Source organism: Streptomyces sp. TAA204, assembly GCF_000424965.1.
Window position 1 is genome coordinate 604,267 of the sequence record NZ_AUKW01000003.1, and the last position, 22,260, is coordinate 626,526.

The 22,260-nt window shown below is 69.5% G+C and carries 15 protein-coding genes and 1 tRNA gene; 14 read left to right on the forward strand and 2 right to left on the reverse strand.

Going from position 1 to position 22,260, the window contains the following annotated elements; genetic code table 11:
• Positions 1-24: 24 nt before the first annotated feature.
• From topA to H343_RS0108210, 9 genes are all read left to right on the forward strand, one after another.
• Positions 25-2,889, forward strand: coding sequence for a type I DNA topoisomerase (gene topA / locus H343_RS0108170; RefSeq protein WP_028430727.1), 2,865 nt, complete (start codon positions 25-27; stop codon positions 2,887-2,889).
• Positions 2,890-2,958: 69 nt separating this feature from the next.
• Complete coding sequence (gene tmk, locus H343_RS0108175) at positions 2,959-5,997, forward strand: dTMP kinase (protein WP_028430728.1); 3,039 nt, start codon at positions 2,959-2,961, stop codon at positions 5,995-5,997.
• Between the two features lie 204 nt (positions 5,998-6,201).
• Positions 6,202-7,419: a DNA polymerase III subunit delta' gene (locus H343_RS0108180; protein ID WP_028430729.1), complete on the forward strand. Its 1,218-nt coding sequence runs from the start codon at positions 6,202-6,204 to the stop codon at positions 7,417-7,419.
• A gap of 193 nt (positions 7,420-7,612) precedes the next feature.
• Positions 7,613-9,217, forward strand: coding sequence for an alpha/beta hydrolase (locus H343_RS0108185; RefSeq protein WP_028430730.1), 1,605 nt, complete (start codon positions 7,613-7,615; stop codon positions 9,215-9,217).
• Positions 9,218-9,381: 164 nt separating this feature from the next.
• Positions 9,382-9,455: transfer RNA gene (locus H343_RS0108190), tRNA-Thr, on the forward strand.
• A gap of 479 nt (positions 9,456-9,934) precedes the next feature.
• Positions 9,935-11,206 carry a hypothetical protein gene (locus H343_RS29600; RefSeq protein WP_199778895.1) on the forward strand — a complete coding sequence of 424 codons (1,272 nt, stop codon included), beginning with the start codon at positions 9,935-9,937 and terminating at the stop codon, positions 11,204-11,206.
• Positions 11,203-12,534: a hypothetical protein gene (locus H343_RS29605; protein WP_051264745.1), complete on the forward strand. Its 1,332-nt coding sequence runs from the start codon at positions 11,203-11,205 to the stop codon at positions 12,532-12,534. Before H343_RS29600 ends, H343_RS29605 begins: the two co-directional genes overlap by 4 nt.
• A 31-nt stretch (positions 12,535-12,565) precedes the next feature.
• Positions 12,566-13,246 carry a hypothetical protein gene (locus H343_RS0108205; protein ID WP_158679526.1) on the forward strand — a complete coding sequence of 227 codons (681 nt, stop codon included), beginning with the start codon at positions 12,566-12,568 and terminating at the stop codon, positions 13,244-13,246.
• Positions 13,247-13,387: 141 nt separating this feature from the next.
• The gene (locus H343_RS0108210) at positions 13,388-14,389 is read left to right on the forward strand and encodes an IS481 family transposase (protein ID WP_051264747.1); all 1,002 of its coding nucleotides are present in this window, start codon (positions 13,388-13,390) and stop codon (positions 14,387-14,389) included.
• A 77-nt stretch (positions 14,390-14,466) separates the two neighbouring features.
• Here the strand turns inward: H343_RS0108210 and H343_RS0108215 are convergent, their stop codons facing one another.
• The gene (locus H343_RS0108215; RefSeq protein ID WP_028430733.1) at positions 14,467-16,071 is read right to left on the reverse strand and encodes a site-specific integrase; all 1,605 of its coding nucleotides are present in this window, start codon (positions 16,069-16,071) and stop codon (positions 14,467-14,469) included.
• The gene (locus H343_RS0108220) at positions 16,068-16,739 is read right to left on the reverse strand and encodes a helix-turn-helix domain-containing protein (protein ID WP_028430734.1); all 672 of its coding nucleotides are present in this window, start codon (positions 16,737-16,739) and stop codon (positions 16,068-16,070) included. The genes H343_RS0108215 and H343_RS0108220 overlap by 4 nt, the downstream gene beginning before the upstream one ends.
• Before the next feature lie 96 nt (positions 16,740-16,835).
• Between H343_RS0108220 and H343_RS0108225 the strand changes: the two genes are divergently transcribed.
• From H343_RS0108225 to H343_RS0108245, 5 genes are all read left to right on the forward strand, one after another.
• A complete protein-coding gene (locus H343_RS0108225; protein WP_028430735.1) occupies positions 16,836-17,072 on the forward strand; it encodes a hypothetical protein in 237 nt (78 codons plus the stop codon).
• A 382-nt stretch (positions 17,073-17,454) separates the two neighbouring features.
• On the forward strand, positions 17,455-18,600 hold the full coding sequence (locus H343_RS0108230; protein ID WP_078505194.1) for a DUF3631 domain-containing protein: 1,146 nt from the start codon (positions 17,455-17,457) through the stop codon (positions 18,598-18,600).
• Positions 18,601-18,818: 218 nt separating this feature from the next.
• On the forward strand, positions 18,819-19,583 hold the full coding sequence (locus tag H343_RS0108235; RefSeq protein ID WP_028430737.1) for a DUF2637 domain-containing protein: 765 nt from the start codon (positions 18,819-18,821) through the stop codon (positions 19,581-19,583).
• A 218-nt stretch (positions 19,584-19,801) separates the two neighbouring features.
• Positions 19,802-20,437, forward strand: coding sequence for a hypothetical protein (locus tag H343_RS35845; protein WP_486586821.1), 636 nt, complete (start codon positions 19,802-19,804; stop codon positions 20,435-20,437).
• On the forward strand, positions 20,434-22,158 hold the full coding sequence (locus H343_RS0108245) for a relaxase/mobilization nuclease domain-containing protein (RefSeq protein WP_028430739.1): 1,725 nt from the start codon (positions 20,434-20,436) through the stop codon (positions 22,156-22,158). Before H343_RS35845 ends, H343_RS0108245 begins: the two co-directional genes overlap by 4 nt.
• Positions 22,159-22,260: the final 102 nt, after the last annotated feature.

The following is a 22,260-nucleotide window of genomic DNA, read 5'->3' on the forward strand; positions in this document are numbered from 1 at the left end:
GCCGACCGGAGAGAAGAGCGAGAGTTGTCCCCGACCCGCGAGCCCGCAAACGGCGGGCGTCGACTCGTCATCGTCGAGTCGCCCGCCAAGGCCAAAACGATCAAGGGCTACCTCGGCCCTGGCTACGTGGTCGAGGCCAGCGTGGGGCATGTCCGCGACCTTCCCAACGGCGCCGCGGAGGTCCCCGCCAAGTACAAGGGCGAATCCTGGGCGCGGCTCGGTGTCAACGTCAACCACGACTTCGAACCGCTCTACGTGGTCAACACGGACAAGAAGGAGCAGGTCAAGAAGCTCAAGCAGCTTCTCGCCGAATCCGACGAACTCCTGCTGGCCACCGATGAGGACCGCGAGGGCGAGGCCATCGCCTGGCATCTGCGCGAGGTGCTCAAGCCCAAGGTCCCCGTACGGCGGATGGTCTTCCACGAGATCACCAAGGACGCCATCCAGGACGCCGTGCGCAACCCGCGCGACCTGAACCAGCGGCTCGTCGACGCGCAGGAGACCCGCCGCATCCTGGACCGGCTCTACGGCTACGAGGTCTCGCCGGTCCTGTGGAAGAAGGTCATGCCGCGGCTCTCCGCGGGCCGTGTCCAGTCGGTCGCGACGCGGCTGGTGGTGGAGCGGGAGCGGGAGCGGATGGCGTTCCGCTCCGCCGAGTACTGGGATCTGACCGCCACGTTCGCCACGGGGAGACGCGAGGCCGGCGCCGACCCGGGCACGTTCGGCGCCCGGCTCAACTCCGTCGACGGGCGGCGCGTCGCCCAGGGCCGCGACTTCGGCGCCGACGGGCAGCTGAAGAACCCGGATCAGGTGCTGCACCTGGACGAGGACAACGCCCGTGCCCTCGCGTCGGCGCTCGCCGACACGCAGTTCTCGGTGCGCTCGGTCGAGTCCAAGCCCTACCGCCGCTCGCCGTACGCCCCGTTCCGTACGACGACGCTTCAGCAGGAGGCCAGCCGCAAGCTCGGTTTCGGCGCGAAGCTGACGATGCAGGTGGCGCAGAAGCTGTACGAGAACGGCTTCATCACCTATATGCGTACGGACTCCACGACGCTCTCCGACACGGCCGTCAACGCCGCCCGCACCCAGGTCACGCAGCTGTACGGCTCCGACTACCTGCCGGACAAGCCGCGCGTCTACGCCGGCAAGGTCAAGAACGCGCAGGAGGCCCACGAAGCGATCCGCCCCTCCGGCGACCGCTTCCGCACCCCCGCCGAAACCGGGCTGACGGGCGAGCAGTTCCGGCTGTACGAACTGATCTGGAAGCGGACCGTCGCCTCGCAGATGAAGGACGCGACGGGACAGTCGGTGACCGTCCGCGTCGGTGGCCGCGCGAGCGACGGCAGGGACGCCGAGTTCAGTGCCACCGGTAAGATCATCAACTTCCATGGCTTCCTCAAGGCGTACGTTGAGGGCTCCGACGACCCCGACGCCGAGCTGGACGACCGTGAGCGGCGCCTGCCCCAGGTCACCGAGGGCGACGCGCTGACCGCGGAGGAGCTGTCGGTCGACGGGCACGCGACGAAGCCCCCCGCCCGCTACACCGAGGCAACTCTGGTGAAGGAGCTGGAGGAGCGGGAGATCGGCCGCCCGTCCACCTACGCCTCGATCATCAGCACCATCCTGGACCGGCGCTACGTCTTCAAGAAGGGGACGGCCCTGGTGCCCTCCTTCCTCAGCTTCGCCGTGGTGGGGCTGCTGGAGAAGCACTTCGGCCGGCTCGTGGACTACGACTTCACGGCCAAGATGGAGGACGACCTCGACCGGATCGCCGCGGGCAGCGCGGCATCGGTGCCGTGGCTGCGCCGCTTCTACTTCGGTGAGGACGGTTCGGGCGAGGGCGCACAGGGATCGGCCGCCGACTCCGGCAACGGCGACGGCGACCACCTGGGCGGCTTGAAGGAGCTGGTCTCCGACCTGGGCGCGATCGACGCCAAGGGCGTCTCGTCCTTCCCCGTGGGCGAGGGCATCACGCTGCGCGTCGGACGCTACGGCCCGTACGTCGAGGGCCCGCCGCCTTCGCCCGACGAGCCGGGCCAGCGCGCCGACGTACCCGACGACCTGCCGCCGGACGAGCTGACCGTCGAGCTGGCGAAGGAGCTGCTGGCCAAGCCGAGCGGCGACTTCGAGCTGGGCACCGACCCGGAGACCGGCCGTCCGGTCGTGGCCAGGGACGGGCGCTACGGACCGTACGTCACGGAGGTGCTCCCCGAGGGCACCCCCAAGACCGGCAAGAACGCCGTGAAGCCGCGCACTGCCTCGCTGCTGAAGTCGATGTCGCTGGAAACGGTGACGCTCGAACAGGCCCTCAAGCTGCTCTCGCTGCCCCGCGTCGTCGGTACCGACCCGGAGACGGGCGAGGAGATCACCGCGCAGAACGGGCGCTACGGGCCGTACATGAAGCGGGGGACCGACTCACGTTCCCTGGAGACCGAGGAGCAGATCTTCACGATCACCCTCGACAAGGCCCTGGAGATCTACGCCCAGCCCAAGCAGCGGGGACGTGCCGCGGCGAAGCCGCCGCTGAAGGAGCTGGGCACGGACCCGGAGACGGAGCGTCCCGTGGTCGTCAAGGACGGCCGCTTCGGTCCGTACGTGACCGACGGCGAGACGAACGCGACCCTGCGCAGGGACGACGACGTCGAGACGATCACCGCCGAGCGCGGCTTCGAACTGCTCTCCGAGAAGCGGGCGAAGGGCCCTGCGAAGAAGACGGCGAAGAAGGCCGCGAAGAAGACGGCGGCCAAGAAGACGGCGGCCAAGAAGACGACGGCGAAGAAAACGGCGGCGGCCAAGAAGTCCACCGCGAAGAAGTCGACGGCGCAGTCCGCCGCCAAGAAGTCGTCCACCGGTAAAGCCGCAGCCGGGAAGGCCGGCGCCGAACAGTGACGCCCTGGTCCCGCCCGTTTGTTCGGGCGGGGCGACACGGCGTCGGCGGCGCCCTATACCCTGACCGCCATGACGCGAGCAGATCAGCCAACGGGCGTGAACCCCACCTCTGACGCCCCCGACGACGCACTCGCCGCGGAGTCCCGCGAGCGCGCCGTGGGCGCGCTGTTGCGGTTCGGCCCGCTTCGGCGGTTGTGGAGTGCCCAGCTGACGGGAGGGATCGGCGACGCGCTCGCCCTGCTGGTGCTGGTGTTGCTGGCCCTTCAGGCGGCGACGGTACGGGCAGCGGGCGGTGAAGCCGTCTTCGGCGGCGACTACCGCGGCATGGCCCTGGTGGTCACGGCCGTGTTCGGTGCCCGGCTGCTGGCGACGGTGCTCTTCGGCGCCGTGCTGCTGGGGCCCCTGTCGGCGCTGCTGACACCGGGCAAGGGCGTTCTCGACAGGCGCTGGACGATGTTCGGGGCCGACGTGCTGCGGGCGCTCGCCCTCATCGTCGCCCCGATGTGGGTCGACTGGATGCCGGGCGACGCCTTCGCGATCGTCCTGATCACGGTCTTCGTCATGGGCGTCGCCGAACGCTTCTGGACCGTGGCGAAGGACAGCGCCGCACCCGCGCTGCTGCCCACCCCGCCGCCCGAGGACACGGCCGTACGGCCCGCGCCGCAGGACGCGCTCTGGTCCGGCCCGGCGGCAGACCGCCAGGAGGCGCTGCGCCGGCTCTGGCTCCGCAGCACCTTCCTGTCGTTCCCCGCGGCGGCCATCGCGCTGGTCGTGGTCACGCTCATCAGCAACCTGCTGAGCACACTGTTCGACTGGTTCCACACGCATCAGGCTGCCCTGGGCTCCTATGTGGCCGCCGGTCTGTTCGCGGCCGCGGTCTCGATCGTGTACTTCCTGGAGCTGCCCGACTCCGGCACACCGCGCCCCCGTTCACCCCTTCAGGGACTCCGCCGGCCGCGGAGCGCCGCCGGGTCCGCGCCCGACAAGGGCCGCACCGGCGCGATCCCGATGCTGGTGCTGGCGTGTTCGGCGATCGCCTGGGCGATCGCATGCGCCGTCGCGCTCGCCGCGCTGCACGCCGCCGACCTCGGCGGCGGTCCCATCGGCTTCGGGCTCCAGGTCTTCGTACTCGCCGGCGGTACGGCCGCGGGCATCCGCCTCGCCCCCCGTGTTCTGCCGGGCCTCTCCCGGCGCCGCCTGCTCGCGCTCGCCATCGCCCTGACCGGTGTCGCGCTGCTCGGCGCGGGGCTGGTGACCGACGCCACGACGGGTCTGCTGCTCATGGCGGTCGCCGGCCTGTCGGCGGGAGTCGCCGCGCAGTCGGGGCACGTACTGCTGGACCAGGAGACCGAGGACGTACGTTCGGCGCAGTCGCCCGGTCTGTCGCACCGCGCCCGTATGACCGAGCACCTGCAGACGCTCGTCCGCGTCGCGATCGCAGTGGGCGCGCTCGTCGCACCCGTGGGGGCGGGATTCATCGGCCCGCACCGCGTCGGGGGCGGCGACTTCGTCTTCGACCACGGCGGCGCGGCGTTCGCGCTGATGCTCGTCGGCGCTCTGCTGCTGCCCGTCGCGGCACTCGTACTGGGACGCACCGACGACCGGCAGGGCGTCACGCTCCGCCGGGACCTGCGCGAGGCGCTGGCAGGCGGGCCGCCCCGGGAGGCACCCGCGCCGGACGGCTTCTTCATCGCGCTGGAGGGCGGTGACGGGGCCGGGAAGACCACGCAGGTGGAAGCCCTGGCCGAATGGATCCGCGCGAAGGGCCACGAGGTCGTGGTCACGAAGGAGCCCGGCGCGACGCCCGTCGGCAAGCGGCTGCGGTCCATACTGCTGGACGTCTCCGCTGCCGGGTTGTCCAACCGTTCCGAGGCGCTGCTGTACGCGGCCGACCGCGCCGAGCACGTCGACACGGTGGTGCGGCCCGCGCTGGAGCGCGGTGCCATCGTCATCTCCGACCGTTACATCGACTCCTCCGTCGCCTACCAGGGAGCGGGCCGCGACCTGGCGCCGACCGAGGTCGCCCGCATCTCCCGCTGGGCGACCGGCGGCCTCGTACCGCATCTCACGGTGCTGCTCGACGTCCTGCCCGACACGGCGCGCGAGCGCTTCACCGAGGCACCGGACAGGCTGGAGTCGGAGCCCGCCGAGTTCCACGAGAAGGTAAGGGCGGGTTTCCTGACCCTGGCCGCCGCCGACCCGGCGCGCTATCTGGTCATCGACGCGGGGCAGGAGCCGGAGGCGATCACGACCGTCGCCCGTCACCGTCTCGATCAGGTGCTGCCCCTGTCCGCCCAGGAGATCCAGGCCCGTGAGGACGCCCGGAAGGCGGCGGAGGAAGAGGCACGCCGCAAGGCGGAGGAAGACGTCGCGCGCAAGGCCGAGGAGGAGCGCCAGGAGCGCGAACGCCAGGAGCAGATGTCCCGGTTGCGCGCCGAGGAGGAGGAGCGCAGGAAGCGCGAGGCCGAACTGGAGCGTCAGCGTGAGGAGGCCCGCCGCGCCGAGGAGGCCCGGGAGCGGGCCGAGCAGGCCCGCCGGGTCGCCGAGGAGGAGCGTCAGCGGCGCGAGGCCGAGGAGCGCACCCGGGAGGAGGAGATCGCCCGGCAGCGGCGGCTCGCCGAGGAGGAGTCCCGGCTGCGGGCGCAGGCCGAGGAACGCCGCCTGGAGAAGCAGCGCAAGGCGGAGGAGGCCCTGCAGCGCGCGGAGCAGGCCAGGTCGCGGAGAGCCGACCCGGACGGATCCGACGGGCACACGGCCAAGCTCCCGCAGGTGGATCCGCAGGCCGAGGGCGGCAGCGGTGAGGCGGAGTCCGAGCGTACGCACGTACTGCCGCAGGCCCGTCAGTCGAAGAAGGGTACGCAGCAGGGCGAGGCGGACCGGAACGACGACGAGACGACGATGCTGCCGCGCGTGCCCGCCGAGGAGGAGGACCGTACGCGGGAGATCCCGCAGGTCGATCCCGAGACGGGACGGGCAGCGCGTCCGCGTCCGGACTGGGCCGAGGAGACCCCGCTCGACGACGTGCCCTCGCTGGCGGACGAACTGCTCGGCACCGGTGAGGACGAAGAGGGGGACGACGGCCGCAAGCGGCGCGGCCGGGGCAAGTAGCCGGCGCCGGGCCGCCCGTCCGGCGCGAGACCCGGTGTGCTCCCGGGAGCCCCCGGGAGCCCCCGGGAGCCGCCGCATCCGGCCGCACCGCGGCCTGGCTGTCGGTGGCGTGGACGACAATGGGTGACCGGCGGCGGCGAGCGCGGCGGGTGGCCGTGTCCGCGCCGCCGGAGCAGCCGGCAGGCACAGGGAGGGACGGCAGCGATGGCGGTCTGGGACGACGTGGTCGGTCAGGAACGCGTGACCGCGCAGTTGAGCGCCGCCGCCCGCGACGCCGACGCCTACGTCACCGCCCGTGCGGCGGGCGACGTCTCCGGCGAACTGTCCGGCTCGGCCATGACACACGCCTGGCTCTTCACCGGCCCGCCCGGCTCCGGCCGTTCCACGGCCGCCCGCGCCTTCGCCGCCGCTCTGCAGTGCGTCAGCCCCGACAGAGCGCTCGGCGGAGCGCCCGGCTGCGGATTCTGCGAGGGCTGCCACACGGCCCTGATCGGCACCCACGCCGACGTCGAGGTGATCCGTACGGACCTGCTCACCATCGGCGTCAAGGAGACACGTGAACAGGTGCGCAGAGCTCAGATGTCCCCGGCGGGAGGCCGCTGGCAGGTGATCGTGCTGGAGGACGCCGACCGTCTGACCGAAGGCGCGGGCAACGTACTGCTCAAAGCGGTCGAGGAGCCCGCACCCCGTACGGTCTGGCTGCTGTGCGCCCCCTCGACGGAGGACGTGCTGCCCACGATCCGCTCCCGCTGCCGTCATCTCGCCCTGCGCACACCGCCGGTGGAGGCGGTCGCCGACCTGCTGATGCGGCGTGACGGGATCGAACCCCGAATGGCGGAGTACGCGGCACGCGCCACCCAGGGCCACATCGGACGGGCCCGGCGGCTGGCCACGGACGAGCGCGCGCGCCGGCGCAGGTCGGCGGTGCTGAAGCTGCCGCAGCGGGTATCCGACGTCGGCGGGGCACTCCAGGCTGCCCAGGAGCTCATCGACGCGGCGAGTGAGGACGCCAAGGAGGTCGCCGAGGAGCACGACGAGCGGGAGACCGAGGCGTTGCGGACAGCCCTCGGAGCAGGCGAGGGCAAGGGTGGAAGGCTGCCGCGCGGCACGGCCGGTGTGATGAAGGAGCTGCAGGACAAGCAGAAGCGGCGCGCCACCCGCACCCAGAGGGACTCCCTCGACCTCGCGCTGACCGACCTCACCGGCTTCTACAGGGACGTACTGGCGCGGCAGTTGGGATCGTCGGTCGCCCTGGCGAACGAGGAGGCGGGCGAGGCCGTCGCCCGCCTTGCCTCCGCTTCGCGCCCGGAGCAGACCCTGCGCCGGATCGAGGCGGTGCTGGAGTGCCGCGGAGCGCTCGACCGCAACGTGGCCCCGCTGCTGGCGGTCGAGGCGATGGCGATGAACCTGAGAGCGGGCTGAGAGCGCCGCACCGCCGGTTGTGCGGAGCGGCGGACGGAGACCGTGGGGCCGACTGCCGTCGTACGCCTCACACGTACGAGGAGGAGGTACCCGAAGGGGAACACCTGTGGCACCACGGCACGGATACGCTCCACATCTATCTCCTGGCTGCTGTCTCCGGCTGCCGTGACCGAGGCGAACAAGAGGATGCTCCATGGACACCAGGCGCCTGCTGAGCACGACGACCGCGGTGCTCGCCACGGCCGTACTGCTGACGCTGTCCGGCTGCTCATCCGGTTCGGGCGGGGATTCGGGGTCGCCGGAAGGTGCGCCCTCCTCGGCCAGCAGCGACCGCGCGAACGGGGTCGACAGCGCCGAGCCGCTACGGCCGCTGCCCGAGGCCGTACCGGCGAACCTGAAGCGCTACTACGACCAGAAGCTGTCCTGGCGGGACTGCGGGCAGGCCGGCCTCCAGTGCGCCACGATGAAGGCTCCGCTGGACTACGACGCCCCCGACCCCGCCGAGGATCTCGACCTCGCCGTCGCCCGCAAGAAGGCTGAGGGCAGCGGCAAGCCGATCGGTTCGCTGCAGGTCAACCCGGGCGGGCCGGGCGGTTCCGCGATCGAGTACGTGGAGCAGGCGGCCGCGGTGGGCTACCCGGCCCCCGTACGGGCCAAGTACGACATCGTCGGCCTCGACCCGCGTGGCGTGGCCCGCAGCGAACCCGTCAAGTGCCTGAGCGACAAGGAGATGGACTCCTACACGCAGACCGACCAGACTCCCGACGACAAGGGGGAGACCGCCGAACTCGTCAGCGCCTACAAGAAGTTCGCGGCGGGCTGCGAGAAGCGCTCCGGTGAACTGCTCGGTCACCTCTCGACCGTCGAGGCCGCGCGTGACATGGACGTGCTGCGGGCCGTCCTCGGCGACAGGAAGCTCAACTTCGTCGGCGCCTCCTACGGCACCTATCTGGGTGCCTACTACGCCGGGCTCCACCCGCAGCGCTCCGGGCGGCTCGTCCTCGACGGCGGCATGGACCCGTCCCTGTCCATGCTGCAGCTCAACCGCGACCAGACGGGGGGCTTCGAGACGGCGTTCAAGCAGTTCGCCGAGGACTGCGTCGGACGGTCCGACTGCCCGCTGGGCACCAAGAGCGCCAAGGACGCGAGCCGCGAACTGAGTGCCTTCTTCAAGAAGGTCGACGACAAGCCGCTGCAGACCGGCGACCCCCGGGAACTCACCGAATCCCTCGCCACCACCGGGGTGATCCGCGCCATGTACGACGAGAGCTCCTGGCCCCAGCTGCGCGAGGCCCTCACGGCAGGGAAGAAGGGCGACGGCGCCCAACTGCTGGCCCTGGCCGACGACTACTACGAGCGCGGTCCCGACGGGCGCTACGGCAACATCATGTTCGCCAACCCCGCCGTCAACTGCCTTGACCTCCCTGCCGCATTCTCCTCACCCGATGAGGTGAAGAAGGCCGTGCCCGCCTTCGAGGAGACCTCCTCCGTCTTCGGACGCGGCTTCGCGTGGGCGGCCCTGAACTGCGGGTACTGGCCGGAGAAGCCCACCGGGGAGCCCCACCGCATCTCCGCCGAGGGCGCCGACCCGATCCTGGTCGTCGGTACGACCCGCGACCCCGCCACGCCGTACGCCTGGTCCCAGAGCCTGGCCGGGCAGCTCGAGCCGGCCCGGCTTCTGACGTACGAGGGGGACGGCCACACCGCGTATCTGCGCGGCGGAGCGTGCATCAACGACACGGTCGACACCTACCTGCTGAAGGGGAAGGCGCCGAAGGACGGCAAGACATGCTCCTAGCGGGGCACGACGCGGCAACGCGGCACGGCCCGGCACGGTGAGGGGTGGGTGCGCCGACGGGGTTCCGGCAGGGGGCCATGACCCGCGCTTACCCCGTACGGAGCACCCCTGGAAGCTGTGTAGACTTGTCCGCGCTGCGCCCGCCTTACCGGCTCGCGCGGCCTGCCGCCTTAGCTCAGTTGGCCAGAGCGACGCACTCGTAATGCGTAGGTCGGGGGTTCGACTCCCCCAGGCGGCTCAGCTGAAGCCCAGGTCACACACCCAGTGACCTGGGCTTTTCTATGTCTTACGGTGCGTAGCCCGTCGAGGGTGCGTTCTCATCGGGCTCGTGCGTGAGCGATGCGTGAGCGTGCCTAGCGTTGAGGAATGCCTGCGGGCGCTCGTCGCCGCGCCGCCCGCCACTTGTCGTGGGTGATCTCAGGCCGTGCGGGGCTGACATCTGCCGACGGCGGTACTTGAGACCAGCATCCTGCGTGGCCTGACTCCGGGCCCTTATAAGAATGTTTCGGCTCTCATGCCCCATGAGGGCCTAGACATTAATAACCACCTTGTATCAAAGGGCAGTTGGCGTGACAGTTGGGTTCTCCAGCACGGCATTCTCATCATTGGAGGATTCATGCGCCTTAATCGCTCTACGCCCCCATGGGTGTGGTCTGGCCTGCGGGCAGTGATGCAGGTCTTTGCGGCTTCGAACGCCCGGTTCAGCGGAGGGCGAGCGTGAGCGTTGGGGGAGTGGGGATTCCACGGTTGCAAGACCTCGCCTATATCGAGGTCGCTCTAGGACAGGTCGCGCAGGGTGCGACGTTCGAGCAAGTGCGTCGTGCCCTCGTCGATCGGGCTGCCAGCGTGGCTCGGGGCGGGGACACCGACGGCTCGTACTCCGACCGGAAGTGGGAGCTGACACGGTCGGACACCAAGAAGTACGTCCACAACACCGTCGACGTACTCAAGGAACTCATGCGGCTCGGCTGGGTCGAGAAGCACATCCTTCCTTCTGGGCCCAACTCCGCCTATGCACACGCGGATTCGGTCTTCGCCCTCACCCCGGCGGGCGAGAGGTGGGCGGCACTGGTCGCCGACGACCGTCGTGCTGCGTACAACACACTCACCGGTGTGCTGCTCTCCACTCATCCTCAGTTCGAGGGCTTCCTGCGGTTGCTGGGGGCCCGGCCGGACAGTGAGGCCGAGTATCTGACGATTCCGCTCCTGAGGTTCAGCTCCTCGGCGTACCGGTCCAATTCGGCGTACCTGGACGACTTCGTGGCGTTCGCCACAGATGCGGCGGCTCAGGGGACTCTCGGCTGGACGGCCGCCCCGGAGGCCATCAGCGAGGGAGTCCGCGACTACGTCCGCCGCATCGAGGAGCGGGCTCGCGCCCGCGAGAAGGAGCTCAGCCGGAAGCAGTTTGCCGCCACCTGTGAGGAGGCTATGGCCCGGCTGGCATTCAGCGAGGCCGGTTGTCCCCTGGACTACATCAGCCTCGAACTGCTGCGCAGGTGGACGCGGTTCCTGGGTTTGGTGAACTTCAGCTACTACGCGCCGGGCCCGTCCGCGATGCGGCTCTGGTCCACGGCGCTGGTCACGGGGAGCGGCGCTTCCGTCCAAATCGGACGACGAGTCGGCAAGGATGTGCGCAGGGCCGCTCTGGACACCCTCTGGGCGGTCTGGCGCGAACAGCGCTCCGAAACGGCCGGCGGCATGTACCTGCCGGTCTGGCAGCTCCGTGCGGCGGTCTGCTGGAAACAGCGGATCAGCGACGACGAGTTCGACCGCGCGCTGCGCGAAGCGCTCGCAGGCGAGCACCCCGGACTCGGTTTGCGCATTCACCTCGATCAGGCATCGATGCGGGGCGCCCCCGCCTCGACCAAACCTCTGATCATTCCCAGCGCGAGCGGGCTCCGGCGCGTGTTCAACGTGATCAGCGTCGCTCCGGAAACCCCCGCCCAACCCACCCTTTCGATCACCACCAAAGGAGACCTAACCCGATGAAAGCTTCCAACCGCAGCGCGGGCCCCGTCTGGCTGAAAAGGCAGTGGGGGTTGCGCAACAACCCCTTCCCGACCACAGGCATCGCCCGCCTCGGGGGCGCTGACCTGCGCGAGAACGGGCTGCTCTACGAGCCCGACGTTAACGCGGACAAACTCGAGGAGTCCGTCGAGAAGTTCGTGCTCGGGTCGGCCTTCTCCGGTCTCCGGTTCGGCTACCTGTGGTCGACCGGAACAGGGCCGGGGGACTCTGATGCCCGGGGCTTCGGAAAGTCTGTGCTCATGCAGCACCTGACGGGCAGCCTCAACGAGGACTTCGGCCGCGCCGCGTACCTGAAGTGTGGTCTCGACGAGGAAGACGCCGCCGAGGAACCGATCTGCGGGCTGCTGACGAGCTTCGACACCGCTCAGATCCGGTCCCTGAACGCGGCCCTCTTCACCGCCGTCGAGTACGCGACGGACTTCCGCGCGGACGACACGGGCCCCACGCTCGTGCAGCGCCTGCGCGAGGCGCTCGTCGCACGTACGGCGGTGGACGATCCGCAGAGCCTGGCCAAGATCGTGGTCGAGCAGCACCGGGATCTGCGTGGCCGCACCCTTGGGCCGCCGGACGACAAGCTGATCCTTGCTCTGTGCGACGCCGATCCGACGGTCGCCCAGGACTACCTGGACAAGATCAAGCCAGCTTCGCGGACCCGGAACGGTGCCGTGTACCTCGCGACCTTCCTTCTTTTCGCGGCTGCTGCGGGCATGAAGCACGTTTTGCTCTGCTGCGACCAGCTGGAGGATCTTGCGAGCACCACCACGGCGAAGGCCAAGCGCGATCTCGAAACCGAACGGTTCCGCGACGTCATCCTCGAAACGTTGCCGATGGCCGACATGCTCAGCATCGTCGTCACCATGCACCCCCGGGCCGCGCTCACCATCGGCACGGCCTGGGAATTGGCAGACCTGCCGACCTTCGAGATCTCGGAGGCGAACAAGCACCGGATCGTGGTTCTGCCGGCGCTGCGCGACCTCGACTCGGCTGTCAAGCTCCTCTCCAAGTACCTTGCCGCCGCTCGCAAGAAGGATGACCGGCCGCGCGACGACGTGTACCCGTTCACGATGAGCGCAGTGTCGGCGCTGTTCAGCCGGTCGAACCGCAAGCCGCGCGACGTGCTGCGCAAGGCGCACGGTCTCATCGATGCCGCCTCGGGAGACAACCTGGTGACCATCGACGAACAGGACGTCGCGCGCTACCTGGACGCGGTTGGGCCGGACACCGACGAGGACATCGGTCCCGTCGTGACGGGGCCGATGCCCATGACCCTCGACTGGAGCGCCGGATGAGCCAGTTATCGCCGTGCCGTGGAGAGCCGACGTGATGACGGACGCCTGCCCGGCGTGCGGAGCCCGCCTGTCGCCTTGGGAGAAGAAGCACTGCGGATGCGGGGGACCACGCTGGGCGAGTCGTCCGGAAATCCTGTACGCGATCGCCTGCTCGGTCAGCTCACCTCTTCACGTCCGCGACTTCGTCCGCCTGGCCCAGCGTGAATACGGATGCGAGATGGCCGTCCCCAGCGCCAACGCGGCGCTCTCACCCGACCGGCGCTTCTGCTGGGCCGGACAGGGAACTTACAGCCTGTACCGGCACGGCCCCTTGCCCGGCCCCCGCCATCTGGAGGGAGCGGGTCGGCTGGTCCTGCTCGCCGCGGGCGAACCCATCACAGCGGATGCGCTGGACTATTGCTTGAAGCAACTCGGGTACCGCTACAACGTGTCCTCTTTGAAGAACGCACTCAGGACTTCCCGATGGATCAAGTGTCAGCCGGACGGGAGATGGGCGCATGGGCGCGGAGACGCTGCTGAGACTGAGCTGCGGCGCGAGATCCACGTCGTTCCCGCCGGCCAACACCAGGCGTGGACGGTCCTGCGTGGGGCTCTTGCCGCGGACGTGCGACGCTTCATGACTCAGCGGGAGGCAAAGCTGTTCAGCCTCGGCGCTCCCCACCGGTTCGGTCTCGATTGGGACGAGCAGCCCGGAGCGGTCCTGCTGACGTAATGCGTAAGTCGGGGTTCGAGCCCCCTGGTGTTGCGGGTCATGACGTTGTAGTCGCTGGGGTCGGCACACAAGGGGCGGGTCCCTGGGCGGCAGGATGAGAACTGCCAAGTCACCCATCCGCCGTCGCAAAGGACCCGCCTGGTGTCCCACCGTAATGCCCCACTGTCCGTGGAGGGCCGTCGTCGTCTGGTCCGCAGGTGCCAGGACCGTCCGATCGCCCACGTCGCCGCAGAGATGGGCATATCGCGGTCCTGCGCAAGCAAGTGGGTGGGCCGGCACCGCCGATACGGCGACCTCGGCCTGCACGACCGGCCCAGCACCCCGCACCGTCAGCCCACCCGGACACCAGGCGAGACCGTGGTCCGCATCGAGCGGATGCGCCGTGAACACAAATGGTCAGCAGCCCGCATCACCTTCGAACTCCGGGCGGAGGGCACAGCCGTCAGCCGCCGCACCGTCACCCGCCACCTGCACCAACTCGGGCTGAACCGCCGACGGTTCATCGACCCCGACGGCGCCACCAACCGCACCGGCCGCACCATCACCGCCCGCCGGCCAGGCCACATGGTCCACCTCGATGTGAAGAAGACCGGCCGCATCCCCGACGGCGGCGGATGGCGCGTCCACGGCCGCAACAGCCTTCAGGCCAAACGCGTCGCCCGCACCAAGACCCGCGGAGAGCGGCCCGGTTACCTCTACCTGCACTCGGCCGTCGACGGCTTCTCGCGACTCGCCTACACCGAGGCGTTGCTGGACGAGAAAGCCACCACCGCGATCGGTTTCCTCCACCGGGCCCGGGCGTTCTTCGCGGCCCACGGCATCAACCACATCCAGCGGATCGTCACCGATAACGGAGCCTGCTACCGAGCCGGAGACTTCGCCCGCGCCATGCTCGGCTCCCGCCACCAGCGGATCACGCCTTACACGCCACGGCACAACGGCAAGGTCGAGCGTTATCAACGCATCCTGGCCGAAGAGTTCCTCTACGCCCGGAACTGGAGCTCAGAAGCCCAGCGAACCCAAGCCCTGACCATCTGGAACATCCACTACAACTACCATCGGCCCCACACTGCCGCCGGGAACCAGCCCCCGGCCTCCCGACTCCACACAGGCGTCACCAACCTCATGGCCTCATACACCTAGGGGGCTCGTCTGAAGCCCAGGTCACATGCTGTGTGACCTGGGCTTTTCTCTGTCTGGTGGCGCTCATTCGCGCGTCCTCATCGGGGGTGTGCGTGAGCGGTCGCGTTCTTGATCTTGCTTCCGTTCGGGGACTTGGCTTTCTTCGCCTTCTTCTTGCGGCGCTTCTCGGCTTCCTTCGCCTTGCTCTTCCGCTGGAGCGGGACCAGGCCGGCGGCGGCTTCGGCTGCGTCCTTCGCGACCTCGGGGAAGACGCTCTGGTAGATGTCGCGCGTGATCCGGGTGTCGCTGTGCCCCAGGGTCTCGGAGACGACCTTCACGTCCACTCCGGCAGCGAGCATCAGTGTGGCCGCGCCGTGGCGCAGGTCGTGCAGCCGGACAGGCGGGAGCCCGGAGGAGGCCACGAGTCGCTCGAAGCGGTCTGTGATCTTTCCGGGGTGCAGCCAGGAGCCGTCCTCCTGGGTGAAGACCAGCCCTGTGTCCACCCAGCCGGACGCCCATGCCTCGCGGTCCGCTCGCTGTCGCTTCCGGTGCCGCTTGAGGACGCGGATCGTGTCGTCGTCGAGTGCGACGACACGGAAGCCGCTGTCGGTCTTCGGGTCGGATTCCTCGATGTCCCAGCCGTCCTGGACGAGTTGTGCGGTCACGGTCAGGGAGTGACGTGCCAGGTCGGTTTCCGACCACATCTGCCCGCACGCTTCGCCTCGACGGAGCCCGCGCAGGGCAATGAGGTGCCACATGGCGTAGAGACGGTCCTCTGCCACATGATCGAGAAAGGCGCCCGTCTGTTCCGGCGTCCACACCATCACGGGGGAGGGTTTCTCGCCGGTGGCTTCCCACTTGGCCACTCGCTCGTCTGTCCACACGAGGGCCTTTGGCTTGCGCACGGGATCCATCTCGACGTGCGCGGCGGGGTTGAAGGTGATGATCTGCTGCGCCATCGCGTCGTTGAGTGCTGCGCGGAGCGTCCCGCGAATCCGCTGGCGGGTGGCAGCTCCAGTGGTACGACGGAAGGGCGGCATGGCGTCAATGGCTGCTCTCATGGCCTTGCGGCGGGCCCGATTTTGAGCGCCCTTCCACGGGACCTTCGCCAACTCGTCCACGGCGGCGCGGCGTTGTGCGTTCTGTTCCAGAATCTCAGCGTTGGCTTCCGAGATGGAGGTGAACATCTCCGCGAGGTGGCTGACCCGCAGTCTGTCGAGACGACGACTACCGAGGTGCGGCTTCAGGTGCACGCGGATGTCGGTCTCGTACCGCGTGACGCCGGACTTGCGTATGCGCTTCGATTCCAGCCACAGATCGAGCCATTCACCGACGGTGAGGCGTCCGATCAGCTCCTGACCTGAGCCCAACCGACGGCGAGTCTCTTCCACCCCTGGCAGGGGGGCCTTGGAGTCAGCTATCTCCTCCAGCATCTCGCTTATGAGCTCGGTGCCTTCGGAGTCGTCGCTGTCGGGGATGTTGAGGAGGGCGCGTATGTGGTCGAGGTCGGCTTGTGCGGCCTTGAGGGTGTCGTAGCCGGCGCGGTTGAAAGAGCGGCGGGTGCCGTCATGGCGGGATGGGAGTTCCTGGCGGATGGAGTAGGTGCCGTGCTTGCGCCTGCTGCGTTTCGGACAGGCCGTGCCGAGTGGTTTGCCGGTCTCGGGGTCGCGGCAGTAGCAGCGGCGGTAGGTGGAGCCTTTCAAGCGTCGTCCTCCTCGGGGGAGTTGGGGTCGGGGGCGTGGGGGTGTTCGTCGAGGAAGGCGAACCATGGGGGGAGGGTGGGGGGACGGAGGTCGGCACTGCGCATCTGGGCGCGAACACGGCGGAGGGCGGTGTAGTCGTCGGCTAGGCGCTTTTCGTGGTGCTCGGCGCTGCGGAGGGCGCTGCTGCGGGTATCGGGGTCGTTGGCCGTGCGGGCGTGCCGACGCCGGTCTTTGGCGCTTGCCCTGGCTTCTTCCGCGGAGGTCAGGGCGGCGTGGTGGTAGCGGTGCAGGCGCAGGCTCCAGTCGGAGGGGAAGTTGTTGTCCTCGCCTGTGAACCAGGCCAGCGCGTCCCAGGGGTCCCTGGCTGATTGCAGGGGGAGTTGCTGGTAGGCGTCGATGTGCCCGACGGGGACGATGAGGCTGATCGGACTGGTGCGCAGGGCTTTGGCCAGCACGATGACGTCGACCAGGGGAAGTGTGCTGCGGCGTCCGGACTCCATGTTGGCGATGACGTTGCGTGGGATGGGGTGGCCGATCTCGCTGCAGGCTCTGGCCAGTTGTTCGGCGCTCATGCCCAGCTCCTTGCGTCGGCGGCGTACTGCTGCGGCCACGGTGGCGGCGACCTGCACCGGCCACTCCGGAACATCATCCTCATCGTCGTGTGTCATGAAGACACAGTAGCTCTGTCTAGCCTTGTTGTACCGCCGGGAGCCGGTCGCGACCACCGTGTCCGCCGAAGGCAACGACGAGAGGGAGTACTGCACATGAACGAAGATCCCGAGAAGCCCGCCAGTCGGCGGAGGGGTATGAGCCAGGGCGAGGTGCTGGAACTTCCTGCCACGGTTGACCTGGAGACAGCGAACCGTGCTCTGGGGTTGGGGCGGAGCAAGGGCTACGAACTCGCCCGCCGGGGCCACTATCCCTGCCGGGTTCTGCGGCTGGGCAACGCCTACCGGGTGGTGACCGCCGACCTGCGGTCCCTGCTCGGCCTGGCCGTCTAGCGCCGGATGCTACACACCATCTGTATGTCTCAGAGACACAGAATCGCTGGACTGTTGCCAGTGGCCGGTCGTAGGTTGCTGCTCGCCTGCCGAGAGGCGGTGCATGAGGAAGGCCCTCGGGGCTGCCACCCCGAGGGCCGAGGACGCCCCAACTGATCGCGTGTGATGACGAATCGGTGGTGCGGGGCCTGCCAGCCCCGCACCGCCGGGTGAGGAACGCCTATGGACAACCCTACGACCCAGCCCGAACCTGCCGCACCCCCCCACAACTATCCCTTCACCGGGTGACGGGGAGCAGCCACAGCCCACGACGGGCTCGTCCGCGAGCGAAGCCGGCAACCCGGCAGCGCAAGATCTCAACGCCGACGGCGGCGGCCACGAACTGGATGGTGCCGGTGCCGAATTCGAGCCGCCGGACTGCCCTGACGGTGGTGAAGACACCGGCGCAGAGTTGCTGGGCGACCTGCGCTCAGCGCTGGGCCGGTATGTGATTCTGCCGAGCACGGAGGCGTTGCATGCGGTCACGTTGTGGGTGGCTGCGACGCATCTGCAGCACGTCTTCCAGCATGCGCCGAGGCTGGCGGTGGTCGGTCCGGCCAAGCGGTGCGGCAAGTCGAGGCTGCTGGATGTGATCACCGAGACCGTCCACAAGCCGGTGATCACCGTCAACGCCAGCACAGCGGCGATCTTCCGGTCGGTGACCGCGAATCCGCCGACACTGCTGGTGGATGAGGCCGACACCCTCTTCGGCAGCCCGAAGATGGCGGAGAAGAACGAGGACCTGCGCGGCCTGCTGAACGCCGGTCACCAGCGCAACCGTCCCGCCCTGCGCATCGCCGGACCCGAGCACCAGCCGGTCTCCTTCCCCACCTTCGCCATGGCCGCGCTGGCGGGCATCGGTGACCTGCCCGACACGATCATGGACCGTGCCGTGGTGGTGCGGATGCGCCGCCGCGCACCAGGCGAAAGAGTCGCCACCTTCCGCTCCCGCCGCGACATCCCGCACCTGCATCTGCTGCGCGACCGCCTCGCCGCCTGGGCCGGTGAGGTCGCCGAACATGCGGTGGAGCGGGAGCCACAGATGCCGGTCGAGGACCGCGCAGCCGACACCTGGGAACCCCTCGTGGTGGTCGCCGACCTCGCCGGAGGCGCCTGGCCCGCCCTGGCGCGGTCGGCCTGCGCGGCGATGACCGCCTTCGAGGCCGGGCAGGACGAGGAGGGCGGGCTGAGGATCCGCATCCTGGCCGACATCCGCACCGCCTTCGCCTCCTGCGGCGATCCCGAAGCGCTGGCCACCACACGGCTGCTGGGGATTCTGAAAGAGGACGCGGAAGCGCCCTGGGCCGAATACGGCACCAGCGGACTGACCCCGCGCGGTCTGCAGCTGCTGCTGAAGGACTACGGCATCACCTCGGCCAACATCCGCTTCCCCGACGGCATCCAGGCCAAGGGCTTCGCCCGCAACAAGTTCCTCGACGCCTGGGCCCGCTACTGCCCCACCCAGGCCCCAGCACCTCCCGGGGGCTGACCCGCATCGACTGGTCCCACCCGTCCCCGCACAGCTCACCGCCGGGACGAGTACCGGGCCCGCAACGAGTCGACCCGTCACACACCCTCCACCCGTCCCTGTGCTGACCAGCCACGCAACCAGTGGGACGAGTGCAACGCCAACCGCCCCTGCAGCAGGCGCGCGCAGCGTTCCGGCCACGCCTGCCGACACCCTCCACCCCCTGGAGACACCGCCGCATGACCAACCCGGCACCCACCCACGACCCTACGACGCCGCTTGCCCGACGGGTGAGCGGCTGGGACCGCGCCGCGATCCTCGCCCTCGGAGCCGCCGCCTGCGCCCTGTCCTACGACGCGCTGCAGCAGATGGCCATCGCCATCCACATACGCGGCCCGCTGACCTACCTCTTCCCCCTCGTCATCGACGGGTTCATCGCCTACGGCGTCCGCGCGCTCCTCGTCCTGAACACCGCGCCCTTTCGCGCACGGCTGTATGTGTGGACGCTCTTCGGCACCGCTACCGCCGCCAGCCTCTGGGCCAATGCCCTCCACGCCATCCGCCTCAACAACCTCGCGGAATCAGGCGGGTTGCGGCTCGGAGACATCACCGTCGGCCTGCTCTCCGCCCTCGCACCCCTCGCCCTCGCCGGCGCCGTCCACCTCTACATCCTCATCGCCCGCCAAACCGATACGGGCTCTGGAGCGGACAACGGCAGGGTCCACCCGCCGACGCCCGAAGCCACGGAGAAAACACACCCGCCTGCTTCCGTGCAGACAGGCGCAGAGCCGCCTCGGCGTGTGCGGCGGATCGGCCGCCCACCGGGCGCAGAACTCCCCCAACTCCTCGACATGGCACGGCCGTTGTTCGCAGCGCACGGAACTCCCACCCGTGAGACGGTCCGCCACACCATCCGCGCAGCTGGCCACAGCATCAGCGAAGACCGCCTCACCCAGATCATGACCACCCTCCGCACCGGCCCCACCCCCCGGACCGGGGACTGACCGGAACTCCCCGCAGGCCAACCCCCGAACCGCGGAGTGAGGGTCCACGGTCCGCGGCCCCACGGACCGCTTAGCGCAGCAGCTACACGGCCGTTCGGCCGAGTACCGGACCACCCCAGCGGACCGCTCCTCACAGCCCGGACCGGTCCGCAACTTGCGCAGACCCAACTACCCCCGGCTCCCCTCGCCACCTCCAACACGCCACGGAGAACGCCAACATGCACGAAACACGCCACGAAACCCCGCCCGACCAGCAGCAGATGACCGACCACCCCAGCCGAAGCGCAGCAAGTTGGGGCGGAAGCGTAGCTTCCGCCGAACCCGCCCCAGGCGTGGCGGGAGCGGACCTGCGCCAGGGGGCACAGGTCCGGCAAGCTGCGGCCGAGGGCGGTCCGCAGGCTGAGGGAGGGGATGTGCTCGCGCGCTGCGACAGCAGCCGCACACACTCCGCCTCCCGCGCCCGTCAGCGCCCGCGCCAGCCCCGACAGACGAAGCGCCTGCACCAGCCCAACACGCGTTTCAACGATGACGAGTTCGCGCTCATCACGTCCGCCGCCGCCCAGTGCGAGTTGTCCGTCGCCGGGTTCCTCGCCCGCTCCGCCCTCGCCGCGGCCCGCGACCTTCAGCGCACCGCCGCCGAGATCGCAGACGAACGCGACGTCATCACCGCCCTGTTCGAGAGCAGACGGCGCCTGGGCTGGGTCGGCAGCAACCTCAACCAGGCCATGAAAGCCATCAACTCCGGCGCCGAAGCACCCCAACTTCCCGCAGCCATTGACGCCGTGAAGTCCGCTGCCGACCGCGTCCACGAAGCCGCAAGCGCCCTGCTGAACCGGCACCGGTCCACGGCGTGATCCCGAAAGTGCACAAGCCGGGAGGGCGCACCCTAGGGCTGCTGGCATACCTCTACGGGCCCGGCAAGGCAGAGGAGCACGTCGACCCGCACCTGGTGGCCTCCTTCGATGGCATGTCGCCCGACCCCGGACGGGATGCCGACGCCACTCTCAAGGACCTCCAGTCCCTCCTCGACCAGCCCGTCCAGGCACTGCCCGCACACCGCAGACCCGGCAAACACGTATGGCACTGCTCCGTGCGCGCCGCCCCCGGCGACCGCCTCTTGAGCGACGAGGAGTGGGCGGACATCGCCCGCCGGGTCGTTGCCGCCACCGGCATCGACCCCGGTAACGGGGCGAGTGGCTGCCGCTGGGCCGCCGTACGCCACGCGGACGACCACATCCACCTCATCGCCACGACCGTGAAAGAGGACGGAGGCCGTCCCGACGACTATCGCTCCGGCAAACGCGCGCACGCCGAATGCCGCCTGCTGGAGAAGGAACTGGGCCTGGCCCTCGTCAACGCCGGCGACGGCACCGCCGCCCAGCAGCCCACCAGCGCCGAGAAATACAAGGCCCAGCGGGCCAAGAAGAAGCGCACTCCCCGGGAGGAGCTGCGTGAGCGCGTCCGTCGTGCGGTGGCCGGCGCCACGAGCGAAGCGGAGTTCTTCGACCGGCTAGCCTCCGCCGGTCTCCTCATCCGCCGACGGACCGCGCCCTCGGGTGACCTCCTCGGCTACACCGTCGCCCTGCCCGGGGACTTCAACAAGGCGGGCAAGCCCGTCTTCTACTCCGGCTCCAAACTCGCCCCGGACCTGTCCCTGCCCCGCATCCGAGAACGCTTCACCAGCAACCAGCCGAACAGTTCCGCCGGTGAGAACCGTGTAGGGCGGGCGGTCCAGGCCCGGGTGAGCTGCGCAGCTGCGGCCCGCCGGAAAGCAACGCATGCAACCTGGTCGGCCTTGCTGGTCATCGACCAGGGCGGCGACGGCGCCATCGCCGCGCAGATCGCCGCCGGCGGAGAGGTCCTCGACGCCCTCGCCACAACCTCCGCCGCCCACACAAGGCGCGAACTACGCGAGGCAGCCTGGACGTTCGAGCGCGCCTCACGGTCCCACATTCGAGCTGTACGCGGACATGACCGAGCCCTGCGCCAGGCCGCTCGCGACCTCGTACGTGGCGGCCCGGCACTCGGCCGTGGAGAAGACGGCGCCACCACCGCCATGGTCATCGACATGCTGCTCTTCCTCGCCACTGCAGCAGCAAGCTGGCACAGCAAACACGCCCACGCCCAACAGGCGGCAGCCGCCCGCCAGGCCGCCGACCACCTCCGTACCGCCTACCAGCACGCGGCCGGACACCCCATTGGAGCGCTGCATCACCGAGGCCGCCAACTCCCCGAGCCACAACGGCAAAGGCAGGCCGCTGCTGTACGGGAGGCGATGCCAGAACTGTCCGAGCGGGTGCTGGCCGAGCCCGGGTGGCCCGCGCTGGCCGCCACTCTCGCCGACGCCGAAGCCACCGGTCACAAGCCCGCCGTCCTGTTGGCAGAGTCAGCAGTACGGCGGGAGTTGGACTCCGCCGACTCCATCAGCGACGTTCTTGTCTGGCGGCTGCGCCGGGCGGCTGACCTGCCCGCCGATGTCACTGCCATGCCAACGGCAAGCAGTGCCAGGGCGTCGCAGACACCGGTGTCCGCTCAGGTCATCGCACCGCAAGTGGGGCGGCGGCGGGGCCGGTGACATTCAAGGCACACCGAAGGGAGGCACTTCCGACTGAGTTGCAGAGCCTTCGAGTGCCTCGAAGTACCCGTCGGAGGGTCGGGGCTGAGGATCGCCATCCCG

Coding starts and splice junctions, on each gene's coding strand:
- H343_RS0108185 (WP_028430730.1), top strand. CDS start 7,613: ATGGACACCAGGCGCCTGCTGAGCACGACGACCGCGGTGCTCGCCACG.
- H343_RS0108180 (WP_028430729.1), top strand. CDS start 6,202: ATGGCGGTCTGGGACGACGTGGTCGGTCAGGAACGCGTGACCGCGCAG.
- tmk (WP_028430728.1), top strand. CDS start 2,959: ATGACGCGAGCAGATCAGCCAACGGGCGTGAACCCCACCTCTGACGCC.
- H343_RS0108225 (WP_028430735.1), top strand. CDS start 16,836: ATGAACGAAGATCCCGAGAAGCCCGCCAGTCGGCGGAGGGGTATGAGC.
- H343_RS29605 (WP_051264745.1), top strand. CDS start 11,203: ATGAAAGCTTCCAACCGCAGCGCGGGCCCCGTCTGGCTGAAAAGGCAG.
- H343_RS0108220 (WP_028430734.1), bottom strand. CDS start 16,739: ATGACACACGACGATGAGGATGATGTTCCGGAGTGGCCGGTGCAGGTC.
- H343_RS0108235 (WP_028430737.1), top strand. CDS start 18,819: ATGACCAACCCGGCACCCACCCACGACCCTACGACGCCGCTTGCCCGA.
- H343_RS35845 (WP_486586821.1), top strand. CDS start 19,802: ATGCACGAAACACGCCACGAAACCCCGCCCGACCAGCAGCAGATGACC.